This is a genomic window from Sinorhizobium sp. P24N7, from assembly GCF_042436655.1.
Lineage (GTDB): Bacteria > Pseudomonadota > Alphaproteobacteria > Rhizobiales > Rhizobiaceae > Sinorhizobium > Sinorhizobium meliloti_A.
This window is the reverse complement of sequence record NZ_JBHMIW010000004.1, coordinates 93,603-111,975: the sequence shown is the minus strand read 5'-3', so window position 1 is coordinate 111,975 and position 18,373 is coordinate 93,603. Positions and strand designations below refer to the sequence as shown.

Annotated in this window: 18 protein-coding genes; 6 read left to right on the top strand and 12 right to left on the bottom strand. The window is 62.8% G+C overall.

What is annotated here, in order from left to right; genetic code table 11:
• Nucleotides 1-1,140, bottom strand: coding sequence for an ornithine/lysine decarboxylase (odc2, locus tag ACFHWW_RS08030; protein WP_234841209.1), 1,140 nt, complete (start codon nt 1,138-1,140; stop codon nt 1-3).
• A gap of 585 nt (nt 1,141-1,725) precedes the next feature.
• Between odc2 and ACFHWW_RS08025 the strand changes: the two genes are divergently transcribed.
• From ACFHWW_RS08025 to ACFHWW_RS08015, 3 genes are all read left to right on the top strand, one after another.
• On the top strand, nt 1,726-2,619 hold the full coding sequence (locus ACFHWW_RS08025) for a LysR family transcriptional regulator (protein WP_018096708.1): 894 nt from the start codon (nt 1,726-1,728) through the stop codon (nt 2,617-2,619).
• A 118-nt stretch (nt 2,620-2,737) separates the two neighbouring features.
• Nucleotides 2,738-3,382, top strand: a complete 645-nt coding sequence (locus tag ACFHWW_RS08020) for a DUF1007 family protein (RefSeq protein ID WP_018096707.1) — start codon at nt 2,738-2,740, stop codon at nt 3,380-3,382.
• Nucleotides 3,376-4,410 (top strand): nickel/cobalt transporter, encoded by a 1,035-nt coding sequence (locus tag ACFHWW_RS08015; RefSeq protein ID WP_379937931.1) that lies wholly within the window; start codon nt 3,376-3,378, stop codon nt 4,408-4,410. The genes ACFHWW_RS08020 and ACFHWW_RS08015 overlap by 7 nt, the downstream gene beginning before the upstream one ends.
• Nucleotides 4,411-4,450: 40 nt before the next feature.
• On the opposite strand, the gene ACFHWW_RS08010 is transcribed toward ACFHWW_RS08015, so the two are convergent.
• The 4 genes from ACFHWW_RS08010 to ACFHWW_RS07995 form a co-directional block, all read right to left on the bottom strand.
• Nucleotides 4,451-4,663 carry a hypothetical protein gene (locus ACFHWW_RS08010; RefSeq protein WP_018096705.1) on the bottom strand — a complete coding sequence of 71 codons (213 nt, stop codon included), beginning with the start codon at nt 4,661-4,663 and terminating at the stop codon, nt 4,451-4,453.
• Entirely contained in the window at nt 4,660-5,361 is a 702-nt protein-coding gene (locus tag ACFHWW_RS08005) for a GNAT family protein (RefSeq protein WP_338277051.1), read from the bottom strand. Before ACFHWW_RS08005 ends, ACFHWW_RS08010 begins: the two co-directional genes overlap by 4 nt.
• Nucleotides 5,362-5,479: 118 nt before the next feature.
• Nucleotides 5,480-6,184 (bottom strand): tellurite resistance TerB family protein, encoded by a 705-nt coding sequence (locus ACFHWW_RS08000; protein ID WP_275597319.1) that lies wholly within the window; start codon nt 6,182-6,184, stop codon nt 5,480-5,482.
• Between the two features lie 168 nt (nt 6,185-6,352).
• Nucleotides 6,353-6,991 carry a 2-dehydro-3-deoxy-phosphogluconate aldolase gene (locus tag ACFHWW_RS07995; protein WP_100672882.1) on the bottom strand — a complete coding sequence of 213 codons (639 nt, stop codon included), beginning with the start codon at nt 6,989-6,991 and terminating at the stop codon, nt 6,353-6,355.
• A gap of 259 nt (nt 6,992-7,250) precedes the next feature.
• Between ACFHWW_RS07995 and ACFHWW_RS07990 the strand changes: the two genes are divergently transcribed.
• The 3 genes from ACFHWW_RS07990 to ACFHWW_RS07980 all read left to right on the top strand — a co-directional run bounded on the left by ACFHWW_RS07990 (nt 7,251) and on the right by ACFHWW_RS07980 (nt 9,649).
• Nucleotides 7,251-7,724 (top strand): CYTH domain-containing protein, encoded by a 474-nt coding sequence (locus ACFHWW_RS07990; RefSeq protein WP_100672881.1) that lies wholly within the window; start codon nt 7,251-7,253, stop codon nt 7,722-7,724.
• Nucleotides 7,721-8,623 (top strand): CHAD domain-containing protein, encoded by a 903-nt coding sequence (locus ACFHWW_RS07985; RefSeq protein WP_379937930.1) that lies wholly within the window; start codon nt 7,721-7,723, stop codon nt 8,621-8,623. Before ACFHWW_RS07990 ends, ACFHWW_RS07985 begins: the two co-directional genes overlap by 4 nt.
• 78 nt (nt 8,624-8,701) lie before the next feature.
• Nucleotides 8,702-9,649: a rhodanese-related sulfurtransferase gene (locus ACFHWW_RS07980; RefSeq protein WP_018096699.1), complete on the top strand. Its 948-nt coding sequence runs from the start codon at nt 8,702-8,704 to the stop codon at nt 9,647-9,649.
• A 251-nt stretch (nt 9,650-9,900) separates the two neighbouring features.
• On the opposite strand, the gene ACFHWW_RS07975 is transcribed toward ACFHWW_RS07980, so the two are convergent.
• The 7 genes from ACFHWW_RS07975 to xylA form a co-directional block, all read right to left on the bottom strand.
• Nucleotides 9,901-10,677: a MetQ/NlpA family ABC transporter substrate-binding protein gene (locus ACFHWW_RS07975; protein ID WP_275597316.1), complete on the bottom strand. Its 777-nt coding sequence runs from the start codon at nt 10,675-10,677 to the stop codon at nt 9,901-9,903.
• Between the two features lie 36 nt (nt 10,678-10,713).
• Nucleotides 10,714-11,379 carry a methionine ABC transporter permease gene (locus tag ACFHWW_RS07970; protein WP_275597315.1) on the bottom strand — a complete coding sequence of 222 codons (666 nt, stop codon included), beginning with the start codon at nt 11,377-11,379 and terminating at the stop codon, nt 10,714-10,716.
• Nucleotides 11,369-12,445 (bottom strand): methionine ABC transporter ATP-binding protein, encoded by a 1,077-nt coding sequence (locus tag ACFHWW_RS07965; protein WP_018096680.1) that lies wholly within the window; start codon nt 12,443-12,445, stop codon nt 11,369-11,371. Before ACFHWW_RS07965 ends, ACFHWW_RS07970 begins: the two co-directional genes overlap by 11 nt.
• Nucleotides 12,446-12,781: 336 nt before the next feature.
• On the bottom strand, nt 12,782-14,155 hold the full coding sequence (locus tag ACFHWW_RS07960) for a GH1 family beta-glucosidase (protein ID WP_100672876.1): 1,374 nt from the start codon (nt 14,153-14,155) through the stop codon (nt 12,782-12,784).
• A 209-nt stretch (nt 14,156-14,364) separates the two neighbouring features.
• Nucleotides 14,365-15,549 (bottom strand): Gfo/Idh/MocA family protein, encoded by a 1,185-nt coding sequence (locus ACFHWW_RS07955; protein ID WP_100672875.1) that lies wholly within the window; start codon nt 15,547-15,549, stop codon nt 14,365-14,367.
• A 190-nt stretch (nt 15,550-15,739) separates the two neighbouring features.
• Nucleotides 15,740-16,792, bottom strand: a complete 1,053-nt coding sequence (locus tag ACFHWW_RS07950; protein ID WP_275597314.1) for a sugar phosphate isomerase/epimerase — start codon at nt 16,790-16,792, stop codon at nt 15,740-15,742.
• Nucleotides 16,793-16,984: 192 nt separating this feature from the next.
• Complete coding sequence (gene xylA / locus ACFHWW_RS07945; RefSeq protein ID WP_275597313.1) at nt 16,985-18,295, bottom strand: xylose isomerase; 1,311 nt, start codon at nt 18,293-18,295, stop codon at nt 16,985-16,987.
• Nucleotides 18,296-18,373: the final 78 nt, after the last annotated feature.

Here is an 18,373-nt window from a genome sequence, read left to right as displayed (position 1 = left end):
TCAGATGACATAGGCCTTCAGAGGCTCGAAGCCGTTGAAGGCGACGGCCGAGTAGGTCGTCGTGTAGGCGCCCGTGCCTTCGATCAGAACCTCGTCGCCGATCGTCAGCGAGATCGGCAGCGGATACATGTTCTTCTCGTAGAGCACGTCGGCCGAGTCGCAGGTCGGGCCGGCGAGCACGCAGGGTTCCATCGCATCGGCATCGCGGGCCGTACGGATCGGATAGCGGATCGCCTCGTCCATCGTCTCGGCGAGACCGCCGAACTTGCCGATGTCGAGGAAGACCCAACGGTGGCTGTCGTTGTCCGACTTCTTCGACACGAGAACGACTTCCGCCTTGATCACGCCGGCATTTCCCACCATGCCGCGGCCCGGCTCGATGATCGTCTCCGGAATGTTGTTGCCGAAGTGCTTCTTCAGCGCGCCGAAGATCGCCTGGCCATAGGCTTCGGCCGACGGAACGTCCCTGAGGTACTTCGTCGGGAAGCCGCCGCCCATGTTGACCATCTTGAGCTCGATGCCCTGCTTGGCAAGCTGGACGAAGACACGCTTGGCATCGGCAAGAGCCGCATCCCATGCATCGAGCTTCGTCATCTGCGAGCCGACATGGAACGAGACGCCGTAGGAAACGAGCCCGAGCTGGTGCGCATAGACGAGCACGTCGACCGCCATCTGCGGTACGCAGCCGAACTTGCGCGACAGCGGCCATTCGGCGCCTTCGCCATCGGTGAGCACGCGGCAGAAGACACGGGCACCGGGAGCGGCGCGCGCGATCTTCTCGACCTCTTCGTGGCTGTCCACCGCAAAGAGGCTGATGCCCAGCGCATGGGCGCGCGCAACGTCCCGCTCCTTCTTGATGGTGTTGCCATAGGAGATGCGGTTCGGCGTCGCGCCTGCATCGAGCGCCATTTCGATTTCGGCGACCGACGCGCAATCGAAGTTGGAGCCGAGGCCGGCGAGAAGGCGCAGGACTTCCGGCGCCGGATTTGCCTTCACGGCATAGTAGATCGCGCTGTCGGGCAGCGCATGACGGAAGGCCTTGAAATTGTCGCGCACGACGTCGAGGTCGACAACGAGGCAAGGACCTTCGGGTCGTCGGGTGTTGAGGAAGTCGATGATACGTGCGGTGGTCATGGCCATATTCCCCGATCCATTAGACTCCACATTTGTGGAGGACAAAGGGCATACGCACGCCTGCACTGGAACCAGCCGGTGGAGACCCCGGAACCATGCATGCGCTCGATGCGCGAATGTGAATCAAAGCCCGCAAAGGCTAGGATTCGGCTTTGTCTGCCATGGATTGGAGGGAATAACCCAACCGCACTTCCGGCAATGAAGGTGTGCCTCTTCAGTAACCCCGGCTGTTGGAAAGCCGGCAGACACCAGAAAGGCCCGCACCGTCGTTGCTTCAAGATGTCCTCGCATTTCCCGGTTGGCCGGAATAGCGACTGGAGGGGTTAGTTCCAGGTACCTTACCGATAACCTCACCTAATCGAGGGTCGGCGGACACCCACAGGCACGTGCGACTTTGGGCAAGGCGTAGGTAAGAAAAATCATCGTCGTAATCAAGAGGTTTTTCCATCTCGCCGCTAATTTTTTCTGGACCGGGCAACGGCGCCAGTGTTCACTTTGGCTGAACGATCGCAGCAGGCCGTGCGTGCGTGCGGGAACCGAGACCCGCCTACCCAAGCGCGTTTTCGCCTGCACGCCAGAGAAAGACGAACCATGGATACCTTGACCCGCATCCGCGCCTTCATCGATGTCGTGGACGCGGAAGGCTTTTCGGCCGCGGCCCGGCGCATCGGCAAATCCAAGGCGCTGCTGTCGAAATATGTGCGTGAACTCGAGGACGAGCTCGGCGCGCTGCTGTTGAACCGCACGACGCGCCAGTTCTCGCTGACCGAGGCCGGCCACACCTATTATCGCAGCGCATCGGAAATCCTGAAGGAGATCGACAACCTCGCCGATCTCGTGCGTGCCAACAATTCCGACCTCAAGGGCCGATTGCGAATCACCGTGCCGAGGACTTTCGTCGATGCGGATATCGGCCAGTCCCTGATCGACTTCGGCAAGGAGCATCCCGAACTGTCGCTCGACATCGTCTCGGACGACCGGTTCATCGACCTCGTCGAGGAAGGATTCGACGTCGCCATCCGAATCACCCGGCTCGAGGACTCGACGCTGATCGCCCGCAAGCTCGACGACTTCCAGGTGCTGGTCTGCGCCTCGCCGGATTTCATGGCCAAGGCCGGCGCCCTCGGGCATCCGAGCGAACTTTCCAAGCTGCCGTGCATCCTCGACACCAACGGCCGATCCTATTCGAGCTGGCGTTTCGTCGAAAAGGACGGTTCGCCATTCACCGTGCCGGTCAGCGGGCAGATCGAGGTCAACAGTCCACTTGCCGCGGCGCGGGCCGCGGTGAGCGGCATCGGAGTGGCGGTCCTTCCCGATTTCATCGCCCGGCCGAAGATCGCTTCCGGCGAGCTCGTGACGTTCTTCGACGATTTCCTGCCCAAGGATCGCGGCATCTACGCCATCTATCCGCATCGTCGTTACCTCCCGACCAAGGTTCGCACCTTCGTCGACTTCCTCCACAGCTGGTTCCGCAGCACGCGCTGATGCGACTGCGATCCTTCCTCACGCGTTGGAACGACGCGCTGCAAGTCCCAATTCCGTCTCATTTACGGTACATTCGGGGACGATTCGCGCGGCCCCGGCCGAAAGGATTCCCATTCCCATGAAAATACAAAGCCTCGTCATGGCCGGCCTTGCGACGCTCCTCGCGCCCACGCTCGCCTTCGCCCACCCGCATATATTCGCGGAAGCCCGCCTCGAGATCGTCTCGGACGACACGGGCGGGATCGGCGAGTTGAGGAATGTCTGGCGGTTCGACGAGCTGTTTTCGGCAAGCGTCGTTCTCGACTTCGACAAGAACGCGAACGCCACGCTCGACCCGGATGAACTGAAGGAAGTCGGCCAGACGGTGCTCGAGTCGCTGGCGGAGTACAACTATTACACGTCGATTTCCGACAACGGCAAATCCGTGAAGGTCAGCAGACCCGACAGCATCACCGTCGATTACAAGGATAACCAGCTCCTGATGATGTTTGCGGTCAAGCCTGCCGAGACCATGCCGCTTAAGGGCAAGCTTTCCTTCGGCGTCTACGACCCGACCATGTATACCGCCATGGATTTCCCCACCGACGAGGACCTCTCCGTCGTCGGCGAAAAGATCGAGGCCTGCCAGCATCAGGTGGTGCGGCCCGATCCCGACGAAGTGCTGGCGGAGAACAAGGACACGCTGACCGACGCCTTCTGGAACGATCCGACCGGGACCGACACGTCGAAGCTTTTTGCAACCAGGATCGAGATCACATGCTGAATGCCCGCGACGCCGGCCGCCTGATAGCGGCCGCCTTCCTGTTGACGGTCTTTTCCGCAACCGTCGCCGCCGCACAGTCGCCTCTCGGCATCGGCACGGCCGAGCCCTCCATCCGGACGACAGGCTTTCTTGGCGGTTTCTTTTCCTGGGTGAACATGGAGCAGCAGGGCTTCTACCGAATGCTGACCGACGCGCTCAAGGACATGCGCGAGAACCCGTGGCAGCTCTGGTCCTTGATCGGCCTTTCCTTCACCTACGGTGTCTTCCACGCCGCCGGTCCGGGCCACGGCAAGGCAGTCATCTCCTCCTACATGATCGCCAATGAGACGGAACTGAAGAGGGGCGTGCTGCTTTCCTTCCTCTCCTCGATCCTGCAGGGCGTCGTTGCCATCCTCCTGATCGGCGCCGTCTATCTCGTGCTGCGCGGCTCCTCGATCAGCATGACGAACGCCACCCGTGCACTCGAAATCGCGAGCTATGCGCTGATCGCTGCCTTCGGCGGTTGGCTGGTCTTCCGCAAGCTGCGATCGATGCTGCGTCCGGCCCCTGCCCCTGCCACGATGCATGCCGATGACGTTCATGGCCACAGCCACGAGCATCATCATCATCATCATCATCACGATCACCACCACGCGCATGGGCCTGGCGAGGTCTGCGCCACCTGCGGCCACGCCCACGCACCCGATCCGGCGCTCCTGAAGGGCGACCGCTTCGCGCTCAGCGAAGCCTGGTCGGCGATTGTCGCAGTCGGCTTGCGGCCTTGCTCCGGCGCACTGATCGTGCTGTCCTTCGCCCTCCTGAACGGGCTCTATCTCGGCGGCGTGCTTTCGGTCTTCGCCATGTCGATCGGTACGGCAATCACCGTTTCGATCCTGGCGACCATGGCCGTCACGGCCAAGGGCATTGCCGTGCGCTATGCCTCCAGCGATTCGGCTGCGGCGCGTATCTCGAACGCCATCGAGATCGCCGGTGCCTTGCTTGTCCTGCTGCTCGGGCTGGTGCTTCTGGGCGCGTCACTGCAGAGCTGAGGCGCGCCGTCAGCGCATGCGGGCGCGTCGATCGCGAGAATTACAGTCCCTTCCGGCGCTGATGGCGGGCGCGCAGCCAGAAGATCAGGAAGAAGCCTATCACGAATAGGCAGCCGACCGCGGCCGCAAGCCATGGGGATATGTCGCCGAGCCTCACCATGATCGACGGCAACGCGAAGAAGCCGATCCCGACCACCAGCAGAATGATGGCTGCCGCGACGGCGGGCGATTTCTCCTTCTCGGGCGTGCTCACCTTCGCTCCTCCCCAGCGCCAAGCGTTGCGCGGATATCCTCGAGGCGCTGCTTCTGGCGCCCATCGCGATCGAAATTGTCGGGCGAAAGCCAGTGCTCGAAAGCGGCCTTGATGAGCGGCCATTCGCGATCGATCATCGAGAACCAGGCCGTATCGCGATTGGCGCGCTTCGAAACCATGTGCTGACGGAAAATGCCCTCGAAGGTGAAGCCGAGGCGCGCCGCAGTGGTGCGGCTCGCCTGATTTTCGCTGTGGCACTTCCATTCGTAACGCCTATAGCCGAGGTCCTCGAACACGTGCCTCGCCATGAGATAGTGCGCTTCCGTCGAAAGCGGCGACCGCGCCATGGCGGCCCCGTGCGCGACGCCGCCGACCTCGACGACGCCGTTGGCGGGATCGGCGCGCATGTAGTTTGCCATGCCGACGACCTTGCCGCTCGCCTGTTCGCGAAAGACTTCGGTCACCCAGCCCGACTTCTGCTGGACCGCGGAAAGCCAGGCGTCGAAATCCTCTATGCCCGAAAAATCGTCCTGGGAGAAATATCTGAGCAGAGGGTTGATGGCCATGCCGCCGAAGGCATCGTTCCAGAGAGCATTCAGATGCTTCGCCCGGTCATAGGGCTCGACGATAACGTATCGTCCCTCGATGAGCACCGGTTTCGGCGCCGGGCATCCCTTCCAGTCGGCAAGGTCACGCATCAACTGCTCCCGCGTTTGCATTCGTGTTTGGCAATAGGACAGACGCGGGGCGGTGACAAATTCAAACTCGTGATGCGACCCATGAGCGGAACGGATCGGCGCCCGCCCTTGAATCCGTTCAAGCCGGAATCTTTGCCGCAGAAACCGTCGCCTCTATGTGGTCGACGAGCGCATCGGCCAGGCCGAGCCGTCCGGCAAGCAGGTCGAGATAGCCGCGCTCGGCCCGGCCGTCCGGCTCGATCGCGAGACGGGATGCCGTATAGATCTCCACCCGCTCCTCCTCCGTCTTCCCGGCGGAGATGATGGCGTCGAGATCGATCGGATTGACGAGTTCCGCCTCCAGGAAGGCCGCCGCATCCGCTGAAAGTCCCGAAACGGACAGCTTGTCCATGATGCGGCCGCGCTCGGCGCCGTCGATATGGCCATCCGCGCGCGCAGCGGCGATCATGGCGCGCACCAGCACGAGCGCGAAGTCGTCGCTCAGCGCTTCCGGCGCGGCGAAGCCGGAGTCGGCGGGAGGCGCGGGCAACTGGGCCGGTGCGCGTGGTGCGGGCTCGGCCACCGGCTCCTTGCCGGACTGGTAGTTCTTGTAGGCCTGGTAGCCAAGGCCGGCGATGGCGGCGAGTCCGCCGAGGACGGCGGCATTTCCGGCCAGCTTGCGTCCGGATTTCGTGCCGAGCAGAACCGCGGCGATCGCGCCGGTGGCAAGCGGATTGTCCTTCGCGACTTTGGTCACCTGATCCGCCCGGCCGCGGACAGACCCTCCGGCGCCGGGCACCTGCGATCCCAGGAACTGATCCAGCAATTTCTTCGCGTCGAACATCAGGCTTGCTCCTTTTCGGTCCATGCGCGGTGGCGAGCATGAACGCCCCACCCCGCTCCGTCGTTGGCCGATTGAGACATAGGAACGTTGCCGCGGAAATACAAACCGGCGGGAAGAATGAAATGGCCGGACGACTGCCGGCCCTCCTCCATCACGTGCCGTCTGGGATCAGCCCTTGAGCGCGAAGGCCTCGGCCGCAAGCTTGGTGATGCCGGCCCAGTCGCCCCTGGCGACCAGGTCCTTCGGCGCCACCCAGGAGCCGCCGACGCAAACGACGTTGGGAAGCGACAGGTAGTCGCGCGCATTGGCAAGCGAAATGCCGCCGGTCGGGCAGAACAGGGTGCCCGCGAGCGGCGATGAGAGCGACTTCAGATAGGCGGCGCCTCCGGCCTGCTCGGCCGGGAAGAACTTCATCACCCCGTAGCCTTCTTCGCGCAGCCCCATGACCTCGCTCGCCGTCGCCGCACCCGGAAGCAGCGGCACCTCGTGATCGTTGGCGACGTCGATCAGTTCCTGCGTCGTGCCGGGGCTGACGATGAACTGCGATCCGGCCGCGACGGCCTCTTCGAACTGGGCGGCATTGAGGATGGTGCCGGCACCGGCAACGGCGCCCTCCACCTCATCCGCGACCGCACGGATCGCTTCCAGTGCGGCCGGCGTGCGCAAGGTGATCTCGATCGCCTTGAGGCCGCCGGCGACCAGCGCCCGCGCGAGCGGTACCGCCGACGCCGCATCGTCGATCACCAAGACGGGAACCACCGGCTGCAGCTTGAGGATTGAGAGAAGCTTGTCCGTTTTCGCGCTCATGCCGATCGTCCTTTTAAAACGATTGAATAATGCCCCTCGCATAGCGTGCCAGTCTGCGGTTGTCGAGCCCGGCAGATCGGGGCGCGGAAAACTATTCGCGCTGTACCGCCCGCTTCCGCGCTAACTTGTCAGGACCGGTCACGTTCACGATTTCAGGTCGATCCGATCTAAAATCATCGTGATCGAAGGGACAAGACTTGAGCGACATCGATTAAACGGTAGTCTGTGCCGGCCGACATCTCGAAATGGCAGGAGATCCATGGCAAAGGAGATTGAGCGCAAGTTTCTTGTCGCCACCGACGGCTGGCGGCAACACGCGGACAAGGGCATCAGGCTACGTCAGGCCTACATCGTCACCATGGAAGACCGCTCCGTACGCGTGCGCATTCACGGCAACAAGCGGGCACGCCTGACCATCAAGATCGGCAAATCGGCCCTCGTCCGCAACGAGTACGAATACGATCTCCCCATGCACGACGCGCGGGAATTATTGACCCAGGCAATCGGCATCGTCATCGAGAAACGGCGTTTCCGGATACCGCACAAGGGTTTCACCTGGGAGGTCGACGTCTATGAGGGCGCGCTCGAAGGGCTCACCGTCGCCGAAGTCGAAATGAAGCGGGAAACGGACCTGCCCAACCTGCCGGCCTGGCTGGGGCGCGAGATCACCGGCGATCGCCGCTACTCCAATCAGGCGCTTGCCACCGAAGGACTGCTGGAAGCGCAAACATGACCTTTGCCTTCCATCCGAAGCGCCCCTTTACAGAGGACTTCCGCGCCGTCGGAGGGGAACAGATCGAACGCGCGATTGCGATGCTCGAGGTTCAACCCGAAGGCGTGCATGAAGCGATTCACGATGCGCGCAAGAGCTTCAAGCGCCTGCGCTCGCTCTATCGCCTCGTGGTCGCGGATGCGCCACTCTTCCAGAGGCAGGAAAACGCACGCTTCCGCGCCATGGCACGCAATCTCTCGACATTCCGCGACGCTGCAGCGCTTGTCGAGAATGCCGGCTATCTGCGCCAGCACGCGGCGAGCGAGGAGCAGCAGCTGGCCCTCGACAAGGTCTGCTCGATCCTCGCAAGCCGGCGCGACCGGATTGCCGAAGAACGAGGCGATCTCGACCGGAAGATCGAAGAAACCATCGTCAATTGCCGAAAGGCGCACGCTGCACTCGCTCATGTTTCCTTCCATGACGGCAGGCGGAAATCCGCCCGGCGCCTCGCAAAGGGCTGGCGGCAGACATTGCGGCGCGCCGCACGCGCCAGGGCAGCCTGTGCGGCCAGCACCGATACGGCGCTGTTTCACGACTTGCGCAAAAGCGCACAGGATTACCGGATTCAGCTTGCCCTGCTTCGCGAGGCGTGGCCATCGGGGATGCGGGCAAAGAGAACGGAGGCCAGCGACCTGGTCGACGTGCTCGGCCATCTGAATGACATCGCCGAACTGATGTCGCTCGTCGACGAGCGGCCCGACCTTGCCGGCAACAGCAGGGAACATCTTCTTTCGAATGTCGCGGCCAGGCAGGACGCGCTGAGGCGTGAGGCCTTGAAGCGCGCTGATGCGGTCTTTCTCGACCGGCCGCGGAGGGAGAGCCGAACCCTCGAACTGCTCTGGCTCGAAGCCGGAAGGTAGAACGCTTCCCGAAAGTCAGGCTCAGGCGTGATTCGCCGCAATTGCACTTGGCGCCCGAAAGCTGTATTTGCGTGCCGCATGACCGACATGCTCACGACATCGCGCCGCCCGGAGACGCCGGGCCAGTTTCTGGTGGCCGCCCTCTACCACTTCGTATCCTTTCCGCGCTTCGCCGGTTTCCGCGAGCCGCTGCAGGCGATCTGCGACGCCAATGGGGTGAAGGGAACGCTGCTTCTTGCGCATGAGGGCATCAACGGGACGATCGCCGGCACCGAGGAAGGCATTGCGGCGGTCCTGGCCTGTCTGCGCGCGCAGCCGGAATTCGCCGGCCTGGTACACAAGGAGAGCCGGGCCTCGGCCATGCCCTTCCTGCGCATGAAGGTGCGCCTGAAGAAGGAGATCGTCACCATGGGCGTCGAAAACATCGACCCCAAAAAGGTGGTCGGCACCTATGTGGAGCCGAAGGACTGGAATGCGCTGATCTCCGATCCGGAAACGCTCGTCATCGACACGCGCAACGACTATGAAACGGCCATCGGCCTCTTCCAGGGAGCCGTCGACCCCAAGACCAAGACGTTCCGGGAATTTCCCGAATGGGTGCGCAACAATAGCGGCCTGCACAACAAGCCGAAGATCGCCATGTACTGCACAGGCGGTATCCGCTGCGAAAAAGCGACGGCCTTCATGAAAGAGCAGGGCTTCGAGGAGGTCTATCACCTCAAGGGAGGCATCCTCAAATATCTCGAGGAAATACCGCCGGAAGAGAGCCTCTGGGAAGGCGCCTGCTTCGTCTTCGACGAGCGCGTGTCCGTAACGCACGGGCTGCAGGAGGGCGAGCACACGCTCTGCCATGCCTGCCGCCAGCCGCTGACGCCCGCCGACCTCCAGTCGCACCTTCACGAGGAAGGCGTCTCCTGCGTTCACTGCCACGACACCCGCACCGAAGAGGATCGCGAGCGTTACCGCCAGAGGCAGAGGCAGATCATGCTTGCCAAGAAGCGCGGCGCGCGGCATCTCGGAAGCTAGAGCACGTCCAGGAAAAGTGCGTAACGGTTTTCCGTCCGGGAGTGCGTTGGACCAAATGGTCAGAGCATTTCAGTGTTTCCATGAAACGTTGAAATGCTCCAGTCCAATCGACTCACCCGGTCGATGCCCCTCATCCGCCTGCCGGCACCTTCTCCCCGCGGGCGGGAAGAAGGGACCCGTGGCAAGCGCCTCCACTGCCATTGACACCGGCCTTTCGCGGGGCATGTATCCGCTTCCCGCCGGTGCGATCTTCACCAGCTCGGGATAAGCGCACCTTTGAAGTGCTCTACGATGAAAGCCTTGATCTTGTCGTCGTGGTAGGATTCCACGAGCGTCTTCACCCAGGGCGCATCCTTGTCTGCGCTACGCACCGCAATGACGTTGGCGTAGGGGGACTTCTCGCTTTCGATGGCGATGGCGTCTTCCTTCGGGTGGAGATCGGCCTCGAGCGCGTAATTGGTGTTGATCACGGCCGCGTCGACATCGGCCAGCGAGCGCGGCAGCTGCGCCGCATCGAGCTCGGCGAACTCGATGTTCTTCGGATTTTCCGTCACGTCGGCCGGGGTGACCTTCAGCCCGGCATCCGGATTGACCTTGATGAGGCCCTTCGATGCGAGAACCAGGAGCGCGCGGCCGCCATTGGTCGGATCGTTCGGGATGGCGATCGTGGCGCCGTCCTCCAGCTCATCGAGGCTCTTCACCTTGTTCGAATAAACGCCCATCGGCGTGGTGATGGTCAGGCCCACGCTGACGATGTCGAAGCCACGATCGGCGATCTGGTTGTCGAGATAGGGCTGGTGCTGGAAGGAATTGGCATTGAGGTCTCCGTCGGCGAGCGCCTGGTTCGGAACCACGTAGTCGGAGAATTCGAGGATTTCGATGTCGAGGCCCTTGGGGGCGGCGACTTCCTTCACCTTCTCCATGATCTCGGCATGCTCGCCCGGGGTCACGCCGACCTTGATGGTCTCTGCAAGCGCCGTGCCGGCAGCCAGGACGGCGAAGGCCGCCGCGAGAATGAGGTTCTTCATGGATGTCTCCTTGTTGCTGGTGGTGTGTTGGAAAGATCAGGTCTTGCGGCTGCGCTTGTCGAAGCGCCGCGCCATCCGGTCGCCGGCGCTCTGGACGAGCTGTACGAGTACGATAAGCACGACGACCACGACGAGCATCACGTCCGGCATGAAGCGCTGATAGCCGTAGCGGATGCCCAGATCGCCGAGACCGCCGCCGCCGACCGCGCCGACCATCGCCGAATAGCCGATGAGGCTGACGATCGTCATGGTGAGCGCCAGCGTCAGCGCCGGCCGCGATTCGGCGAGCAGGACCTTGAAGACGATCTGCAACGGGGTGGCGCCCATGGCGCGCGCCGCCTCGATCAGCCCCTTGTCGACGTCGCGGATCGCCGCCTCGACAAGGCGGGCCACGAAGGGAATGGTCGCAATCGTCAAGGGCACGATCGCCGCTTTGGTGCCGATGGAGGTACCGGTGATGAGGCGCGTCAACGGAATGATCGCCACGACGAGGATGATGAAGGGCGTCGACCGCGTCGCGTTCACCACAAGTCCCACCGCGCGATTGAGATTGGGTGCGGGAAACAGCTCGCCCTTGCCGCTGGTCGCTAGGAAGATGCCGATCGGCAGCCCGATCAGCGAGCCCACGAGGCCAGCGATCGCCACCATGTACATCGTGTCGAGCGTGGCGCTGCCTATGCGAAGCAGAAGATCAGGCGACATAGCCGAGCACCTCCGTGACCAGTCCGTTTTCGGCGAAGAAGCGCTCCGCCTTGCCCGAGGTTTCGGCATCGGCGCCATAGGCGACGACGAGCGAGCCATAGGGCTTGCCGCCGATCTCGTCGATCGTGCCGGCGATGATGTTGACCTCGGCACCGACCGACTGGATGAGCTGCGAGATCAGCGGGCGCTCCGCCGCTGCCCCGAAAAAGGTGAGGCGCACCACGACGCGATCGCCGCTTGCCGCCGCCGGCTTCAGGCCTCTGGCAACGGCTTCCGGCAGTTTCGAACCCGCCAGACCGGAAAGCAGCGCCCGCGTCGTCTCGTGCCTGGAATGCGTGAAGACATCGAAAGTGTGCCCTCGCTCGACGATCTCGCCCTTGTCGATCACTGCCACGTCGGAGGTGATCGCTTTCACGACCTCCATCTCATGGGTGATGAGCAGAACGGTAAGGCCCAGCTCCGCATTGATCCGTCTGAGCAATTCCAGGATCGACTGCGTCGTTTCCGGGTCCAGCGCCGAGGTCGCCTCGTCCGAAAGCAACAGCTTGGGTTCGGTCGCAAGCGCCCGGGCGATGCCGATGCGCTGCTTCTGGCCGCCCGACAGTTCCGCCGGATAGCGCCCGTGCTTGTCGGCAAGACCAACGAGTTCGAGAAGCGGGCGCACACGCTGCTCGATCGCGCGCCGATCCATACCGGCGATTTCGAGCGGCAGCGCGACATTGCCGAAGACGGTGCGGGAGGAAAGCAGGTTGAAATGCTGGAAGATCATGCCGACGGAGCGGCGGAGATCGCGCAGGCCCGCCTCGTCCAGCGCACCCACATCGACGCCATCGACGAACACCTTGCCGCTCGAAGGCTTTTCGAGGCCGTTTACCAGCCGGATCAACGTCGATTTGCCGGCGCCGGAACGGCCGATGATACCGGTGATCGAGCCGCGAGCGACCGTCAGGCTGACATTGTCGAGCGCCGTGAAGGCCGTATTTCCGCCGGAGGCGGCAAAGCGCTTGGACACGGCATCGAAGACGACCGCATCACCGGCCGATATCTCGGATCGAGGGAGTGTCATTGTCCGGTCGCCCCCGCAGGAGGGATCAAAACGATGGGAGGATACATGATGCTCTCGGATGTTCGAAACTCCGGTCCCTGCTAAATAGGGCCGGCACGGAAAAAATGTCGCCTCGTCAGACAAACATTCGGCAAGGCATTCGAAACGTGGAGCAACTCTCTATCATCGGCCAACCGGTCAGTTCAACGCCTCCCCGGCATGACTGCCATGCCGAGGAGCATGTGGATCTTATGGCGCGCGAGCGCGCCCTTTTACAGGTACGTTTTTCCGGAGCCCCAAAGTGCGACGCAAAAGTCTACTCTTTTTGTGCAGAACTGCCGTCCGCCCGCTCCGGCATCATCCCGGCTTGTGGTTGCCCCTCGGAAACCGTTCCGCCAGATCCTTATACCAGCGACCGCTTTTCTTGATCGTGCGGACCTGTGTCTCGTAATCGACGTGAACGATGCCGAAGCGCATCCGGTAGCCCTCGGCCCATTCGAAATTATCCATCAGGCTCCAGGCGAAATAGCCCCGCATCGGATAACCCTTGGCAATGAGATCGGCGGTGACGGCGAGGTGGTCCGAGATGTAATCGAGCCGAGGCTGATCGTCGACGGAGCCGTTCTCGACGCCCATATTGTAGCAGGCGCCATTTTCGGTGATGTAGCAATCGGGGAGCCTGTAGCGCGCATTGAGCGTCTCCACCAGGCTGCCCAAAGCCGGCGCATAGACTTCCCAGCCAATATCGGTCTTCACGTCGCTGACAGGTTTGGCATTGACGGTCGCCGGATATTCGGCGCCTTTCGCGGAGTCTGCCGAAACGCGCATCGGCGTATAATAGTTGAGCCCCCACCAATCGAGCGGCTGGGCGATCGTTGCCATGTCGCCGTCCTCGATCGCCGGCATGCGCTTGCCGAGCGCGGCGAGGAAACCCTCCGGATACTCGCCCTTGAAGATCGGATCGAAGAAGACGCCGTTGTGGAAATCGAAGGCGCGCTCTGCAGCGGCCTTGTCCTCGGCGCTGTCGCTGCCGGGATAGACCGAATGGGCATTGATGACGATGCCGACCGGCAGCTCCGGCCGTTCCGAGCGGATCGCCGCAACCCCCAACCCATGGGCGAGATTGGTGAAGTGCAGTGCGGCAAGTGCTGCATCCATGTTGCGCTCGCCCGGTGCATGGACACCGTAGAGATGGCCGAGCCAGACGGAACACCACGGTTCGTTGAAGGTCGCGACCGCATCGAGACGATCGCCGAGACGCGCAATCACGGTCTTGGCGTAACGCTGATAGGCATAGGCGGTCGTGCGCGCCGTCCAACCACCGTCGCCCATCAGCGCCAGCGGCAGGTCCCAGTGATAGAGGGTTGCAAACGCCTTGATGCCACGCGCCTTCAGGCCGTCGACGAGGCGGTCGTAAAAGTCGAGCCCCTTCTCGTTGATCGGCCCGGTGCCCTCCGGTACGATCCGCGGCCAGGCGATCGAGAAGCGGTAGGCCTCGACGCCGAGGCCGCTGATGAGGTCCAGATCCTGCTCCAGCCGGTTGTAATGGTCGCAGGCGACGTCCCCGTTGTGGCGCCCGTAAACGCGCCCCGGCATATTGGAGAAGGCGTCCCAGATGGAGGCTTTGCGCCCGTCCGCCTTGCTGGCTCCCTCGATCTGGAAGGATGCGGTCGCAACGCCGAAGACAAAGTCGCCGGGAAAACGCTCTGCCAGTTTCTTGGCTTCGATCATCGTTTGAGCCTCATCGTCTGCGCAGCCGGACCGAAGGCATGGCTGCGTTCGGGTCAATGGTAAGGCGGGCCATGGAAGTCTCGCCCTCGTCTGTGGATGTGGCCTAAGGCCGCGGCGGCAAATGTCAATGAAAAAGGGCGAGGTATCCCCGCCCTTCTCCGGAACATCTCCATTTTCACCGGTCGCGGAAATGCTCCGGCTTGAATGGTTCAGACCTTGATCCAGGCGCCGTTGCGCTCCGAGGAACGCACGCAGGCATCGACGAAGGTCATACCCTTCATGCCATCGTCTATCGTCGGATAGATGACGGAAGGATCCGCCTTCCCGCCGTTGCGCTTGGCATAGATCGCCCGTGCCGCTTCCGTATAGATATTGGCGAAGCCTTCGAGATAGCCCTCGGGGTGGCCGGACGGAATGCGCGATACGCGTGCCGCCGCCGGCGAAGCGCCGGCGCCGGCGCGCGTTAACAGACGCTTCGGCTCGCCGAAGGGCGTGTACCAGAGGTAATTCGGATCCTTCTGCGTCCATTCGAGACCGCCCTTGGTACCGTAGACGCGCACCATCAGACCGTTCTCGTGGCCGGGCGCCACCTGGCTGCACCACAGCATCCCCTTGGCGCGCGTTCCGTCCTTTTCCCTGAAGCGCATCAGCACATGCGCATTGTCGTCGAGCTGCCGCCCGCCAACGAAGCTGTCGAGATCGGCGGAGAGCTCCTCGAGTTCGAGGCCGGATACGAAGCAACCGAGATTATAGGCATGCGTGCCGATGTCGCCGGTCGAGCCGCCGGCGCCGGAGCGCGCCGGATCGGTGCGCCAGGCGGCCTGCTTCTGACCGGACTGCTCGATATTCTCGGTCAGCCAATCCTGCGGATATTCCATCTGAACGAGGCGGACGGCTCCGATGTCGCCATTCTCCACCATTTCGCGCGCCTGGCGCACCATCGGATAGCCGGTGTAGTTGTGCGTGAGCACGAAGAGCGCATCGCTTTCGTCGGCCGCCTTCTTGAGCTTCTTCGCATCGGCGAGCGTCGACGTCAGCGGCTTGTCGCAGATGACATGGATGCCGCGCTTCAGGAATTCCTTGGCAGCAGCATAGTGAACATGGTTCGGGGTGACGATCGCCACCGCCTCGATGCCGTTCTTCAGCTTCGCCTCACGGATCGCCATTTCCTTGAAATCCGAATAGACGCGCGACGGGTCGAGCCCGAGCTCGCGGCCCGAAGCCTCGGCCTTTTCCGGTGTCGACGAGAGCGCGCCGGCGACAAGCTCGTAGTGATCGTCGAGCCGGGCGGCGATCCGATGCACCGCGCCGATAAAGGCGCCCGAGCCCCCGCCCACCATTCCGAGCCGAATGCGCTTCTGACGCGTTTCCGTACTGCTTCCCTCGATAGCCATTCTGTTTCCTCTTCTGAAGTGTTTGGCGTGGAACCGCCCCTCATCCCGCTGCCGCGACCGTCTCCCCGCAGGCGGGGAGAAGGGACTCGTGGCGACGCCTCCTTTTGTCACGGCGGGACCGCGGGGCAAGTCCCCTCTCCCCGCTTGCGGGGAGAGGGTTCGGGTGAGGGGCAGACAGTGAGATCACGAACTAGATTCCCAGCATCCGCCGGTTCGCCGCCTCGTCGGTGCCGCTGTCGGCGAAATCGTCGAAGGCCTTTTCGGTGACGCGGATGATATGCGCCTTCACGAACTCGGAGCCTTCGCGCGCGCCGTCTTCCGGATGTTTCAGGCAGCATTCCCACTCGACGACCGCCCAGCCGGCAAAATCATTGGCGGCCATCTTCGAGAAGACGGCCCCGAAATCCACCTGACCGTCGCCGAGCGAGCGGAAGCGGCCGGCGCGGTTCACCCAGCTTTGATAGCCACCATAGACGCCCTGGCGTCCGGTCGGGTTGAACTCCGCATCCTTGACGTGGAACATCCGGATGCGGTCCTTGTAGATGTCGATATTCTCGAGATAGTCGAGGCACTGCAGCACATAGTGAGACGGGTCGTAGAGCATGCAGGCGCGGGCATGGTTGCCGGTGCGCTCCAGGAACATCTCATAGGTGATGCCGTCGTGCAGGTCCTCGCCCGGATGGATCTCGTAGCACACGTCGACGCCGCAATCCTCCGCATGGTCGAGGATCGGCTTCCACCGCCGCGCGAGCTCGTCGAAGGCGGTCTCCACCAGGCCCGCCGGGCGCTGCGGCCACGGATAGACGAAGGGCCAGGCGAGTGCGCCGGAAAAGCTTGCCATCGCATCGAGGCCGAGGTTCTTCGAGGCGGTCAGCGCCAGCTTCACCTGCTCGACCGCCCACTGCTGGCGTGCGCCGGGATTGCCGCGCACTTGCGGAACGGCGAAACCGTCGAAAGCCTCGTCATAGGCGGGATGCGCCGCAACGAGCTGGCCCTGGAGGTGGGTCGAAAGCTCGGTGATCTCGACGCCGTTGTCGCGCGCCTTGCCGGCGACCTCGTCGCAGTAGGTCTTCGATTCGGCAGCCTTCTTCAGGTCGAAGAGCCGGCCGTCCCAGCTCGGGACCTGCACGCCCTTATAGCCGCAATCGGCTGCCCATTTGGTGATCGAATCCCAGGAATTGAAGGGTGCGGCATCGCCGGCGAATTGCGCAAGAAACAGCCCCGGTCCTTTGATCGTCTTCATACAACTTCCTCCCTGATGGAGCGGTGTCCGATGTGCCGGCACTGCGGCCGACCGTTGACTTCCAGTGCTTCCGGCCCGCGAATTCGCAGCAGCTGATACACCTGCAACGTTGCAGGAGCCAGAAGCTAGCAGATTCTTCGCGAGGGGCAATCGGCTTGTGCCCCCCTCGCGAAAAAGGATCCCCGTGCCCCTTCAGACGTAGCGGTTGACCACGTTTTCCAGAAGCTCCTGCCTGCCGGATTTCGGCTGCGGGTTGACGTCGGCCTTCCGCACCCAGGCCTCGATCTCCTCGAGCGAGAAGCCGCCGTCGAGCATCTTCTTCGCCTCCGGCACGTTCCAGCCGGCATAGCGCGCTTCGAGCGGTGCGGAGAGCGCCTTGTCCTCGATCATCTTCGCGGCCGCCTTCAGGCCGCGCGCGCAGCAATCCATGCCGCCGATATGGCCGATCAGCAGATCTTCGGGGTCGATCGACTGGCGGCGCAGCTTCGCGTCGAAGTTCGTGCCGCCGGTCTTGAAGCCACCGCCCGCAAGCACGTGGTAATAGGCGAGCGCCATTTCCGGCACGTTGTTCGGGAACTGGTCGGTGTCCCAGCCGGACTGGTAGTCGTTGCGGTTCATGTCGATCGAACCGAAGATGCCGAGCGCATTGGCGAGCGCCAGCTCGTGCTCGAAGGAATGTCCGGCAAGGATCGCGTGGCCCTGCTCGATGTTGACCTTCACCTCGTTTTCGAGGCCGTATCTCTTGAGAAAGCCATAGACGGTCGCCACGTCGTAGTCGTACTGGTGCTTGGTCGGCTCCTGCGGCTTCGGCTCGATCAGGATCGTGCCCTTGAAGCCGATCCTGTGCTTGTATTCGACGACCAGATTGAGGAAGCGGCCGAGCTGATCGAGCTCGCGCTTCAGGTCGGTGTTGAGCAGGGTCTCATAGCCCTCGCGTCCGCCCCAGAGCACATAGTTTTCGCCGCCCAGCCGCTGCGTCGCGTCGATGCAGGTCTTCACCGTCGCGGCGGAAAAGGCGAAGACGTCCGGGTCCGGGTTCGTCGCAGCCCCGGCCATGAAGCGGCGGTTGGAAAAGAGGTTCGCCGTGCCCCACAACAGCTTGACGCCGGTCTCTTCCTGCTTCCCGGCGAAATAATCGACGATCTCGTTGAGATTGCTCGTGTTCTCGGCGAAGTTCCGCCCCTCCGGGCGCACGTCCGCGTCGTGGAAGCAGTAGTAGGGTACGCCGAGAAGCTGGAAGAATTCGAAGGCGACATCCGCCTTCAGCTTGGCGGCATCCATCGAATCCTTGAACCAGGGGCGTTCGAAGGTCTGCCCGCCGAAGGGATCGCCGCCCGGCCAGACGAAGGTGTGCCAGTAGGCGACGGCGAAGCGCAGATGATCCTCCATCCGCTTGCCGAGGACGACGTCGTCCGGATTGTAATGGCGGAAGGCGAGCGGATTGGTGCTTTCCGGTCCCTCGTATTTGATCTTGGCGATATCGCCGAAAAATCCCGTGCTCACGACAGTCTCCTCTCATGGATTGTGAATTGGCGGCACCGTTCGCGACGGAGCCGGCTATCGGGTGGAAGGCAGGTGGTG

Bases quoted from the DNA above. Each gene is read 5' to 3' on its own strand.
- odc2 (WP_234841209.1), bottom strand. From the start codon at position 1,140: ATGGCCATGACCACCGCACGTATCATCGACTTCCTCAACACCCGACGA.
- ACFHWW_RS08025 (WP_018096708.1), top strand. From the start codon at position 1,726: ATGGATACCTTGACCCGCATCCGCGCCTTCATCGATGTCGTGGACGCG.
- ACFHWW_RS08020 (WP_018096707.1), top strand. From the start codon at position 2,738: ATGAAAATACAAAGCCTCGTCATGGCCGGCCTTGCGACGCTCCTCGCG.
- ACFHWW_RS08015 (WP_379937931.1), top strand. From the start codon at position 3,376: ATGCTGAATGCCCGCGACGCCGGCCGCCTGATAGCGGCCGCCTTCCTG.
- ACFHWW_RS08005 (WP_338277051.1), bottom strand. From the start codon at position 5,361: ATGCGTGACCTTGCCGACTGGAAGGGATGCCCGGCGCCGAAACCGGTG.
- ACFHWW_RS08000 (WP_275597319.1), bottom strand. From the start codon at position 6,184: ATGTTCGACGCGAAGAAATTGCTGGATCAGTTCCTGGGATCGCAGGTG.
- ACFHWW_RS07995 (WP_100672882.1), bottom strand. From the start codon at position 6,991: ATGAGCGCGAAAACGGACAAGCTTCTCTCAATCCTCAAGCTGCAGCCG.
- ACFHWW_RS07990 (WP_100672881.1), top strand. From the start codon at position 7,251: ATGGCAAAGGAGATTGAGCGCAAGTTTCTTGTCGCCACCGACGGCTGG.
- ACFHWW_RS07985 (WP_379937930.1), top strand. From the start codon at position 7,721: ATGACCTTTGCCTTCCATCCGAAGCGCCCCTTTACAGAGGACTTCCGC.
- ACFHWW_RS07980 (WP_018096699.1), top strand. From the start codon at position 8,702: ATGACCGACATGCTCACGACATCGCGCCGCCCGGAGACGCCGGGCCAG.
- ACFHWW_RS07975 (WP_275597316.1), bottom strand. From the start codon at position 10,677: ATGAAGAACCTCATTCTCGCGGCGGCCTTCGCCGTCCTGGCTGCCGGC.
- ACFHWW_RS07970 (WP_275597315.1), bottom strand. From the start codon at position 11,379: ATGTCGCCTGATCTTCTGCTTCGCATAGGCAGCGCCACGCTCGACACG.
- ACFHWW_RS07965 (WP_018096680.1), bottom strand. From the start codon at position 12,445: ATGACACTCCCTCGATCCGAGATATCGGCCGGTGATGCGGTCGTCTTC.
- ACFHWW_RS07960 (WP_100672876.1), bottom strand. From the start codon at position 14,155: ATGATCGAAGCCAAGAAACTGGCAGAGCGTTTTCCCGGCGACTTTGTC.
- ACFHWW_RS07955 (WP_100672875.1), bottom strand. From the start codon at position 15,549: ATGGCTATCGAGGGAAGCAGTACGGAAACGCGTCAGAAGCGCATTCGG.
- ACFHWW_RS07950 (WP_275597314.1), bottom strand. From the start codon at position 16,792: ATGAAGACGATCAAAGGACCGGGGCTGTTTCTTGCGCAATTCGCCGGC.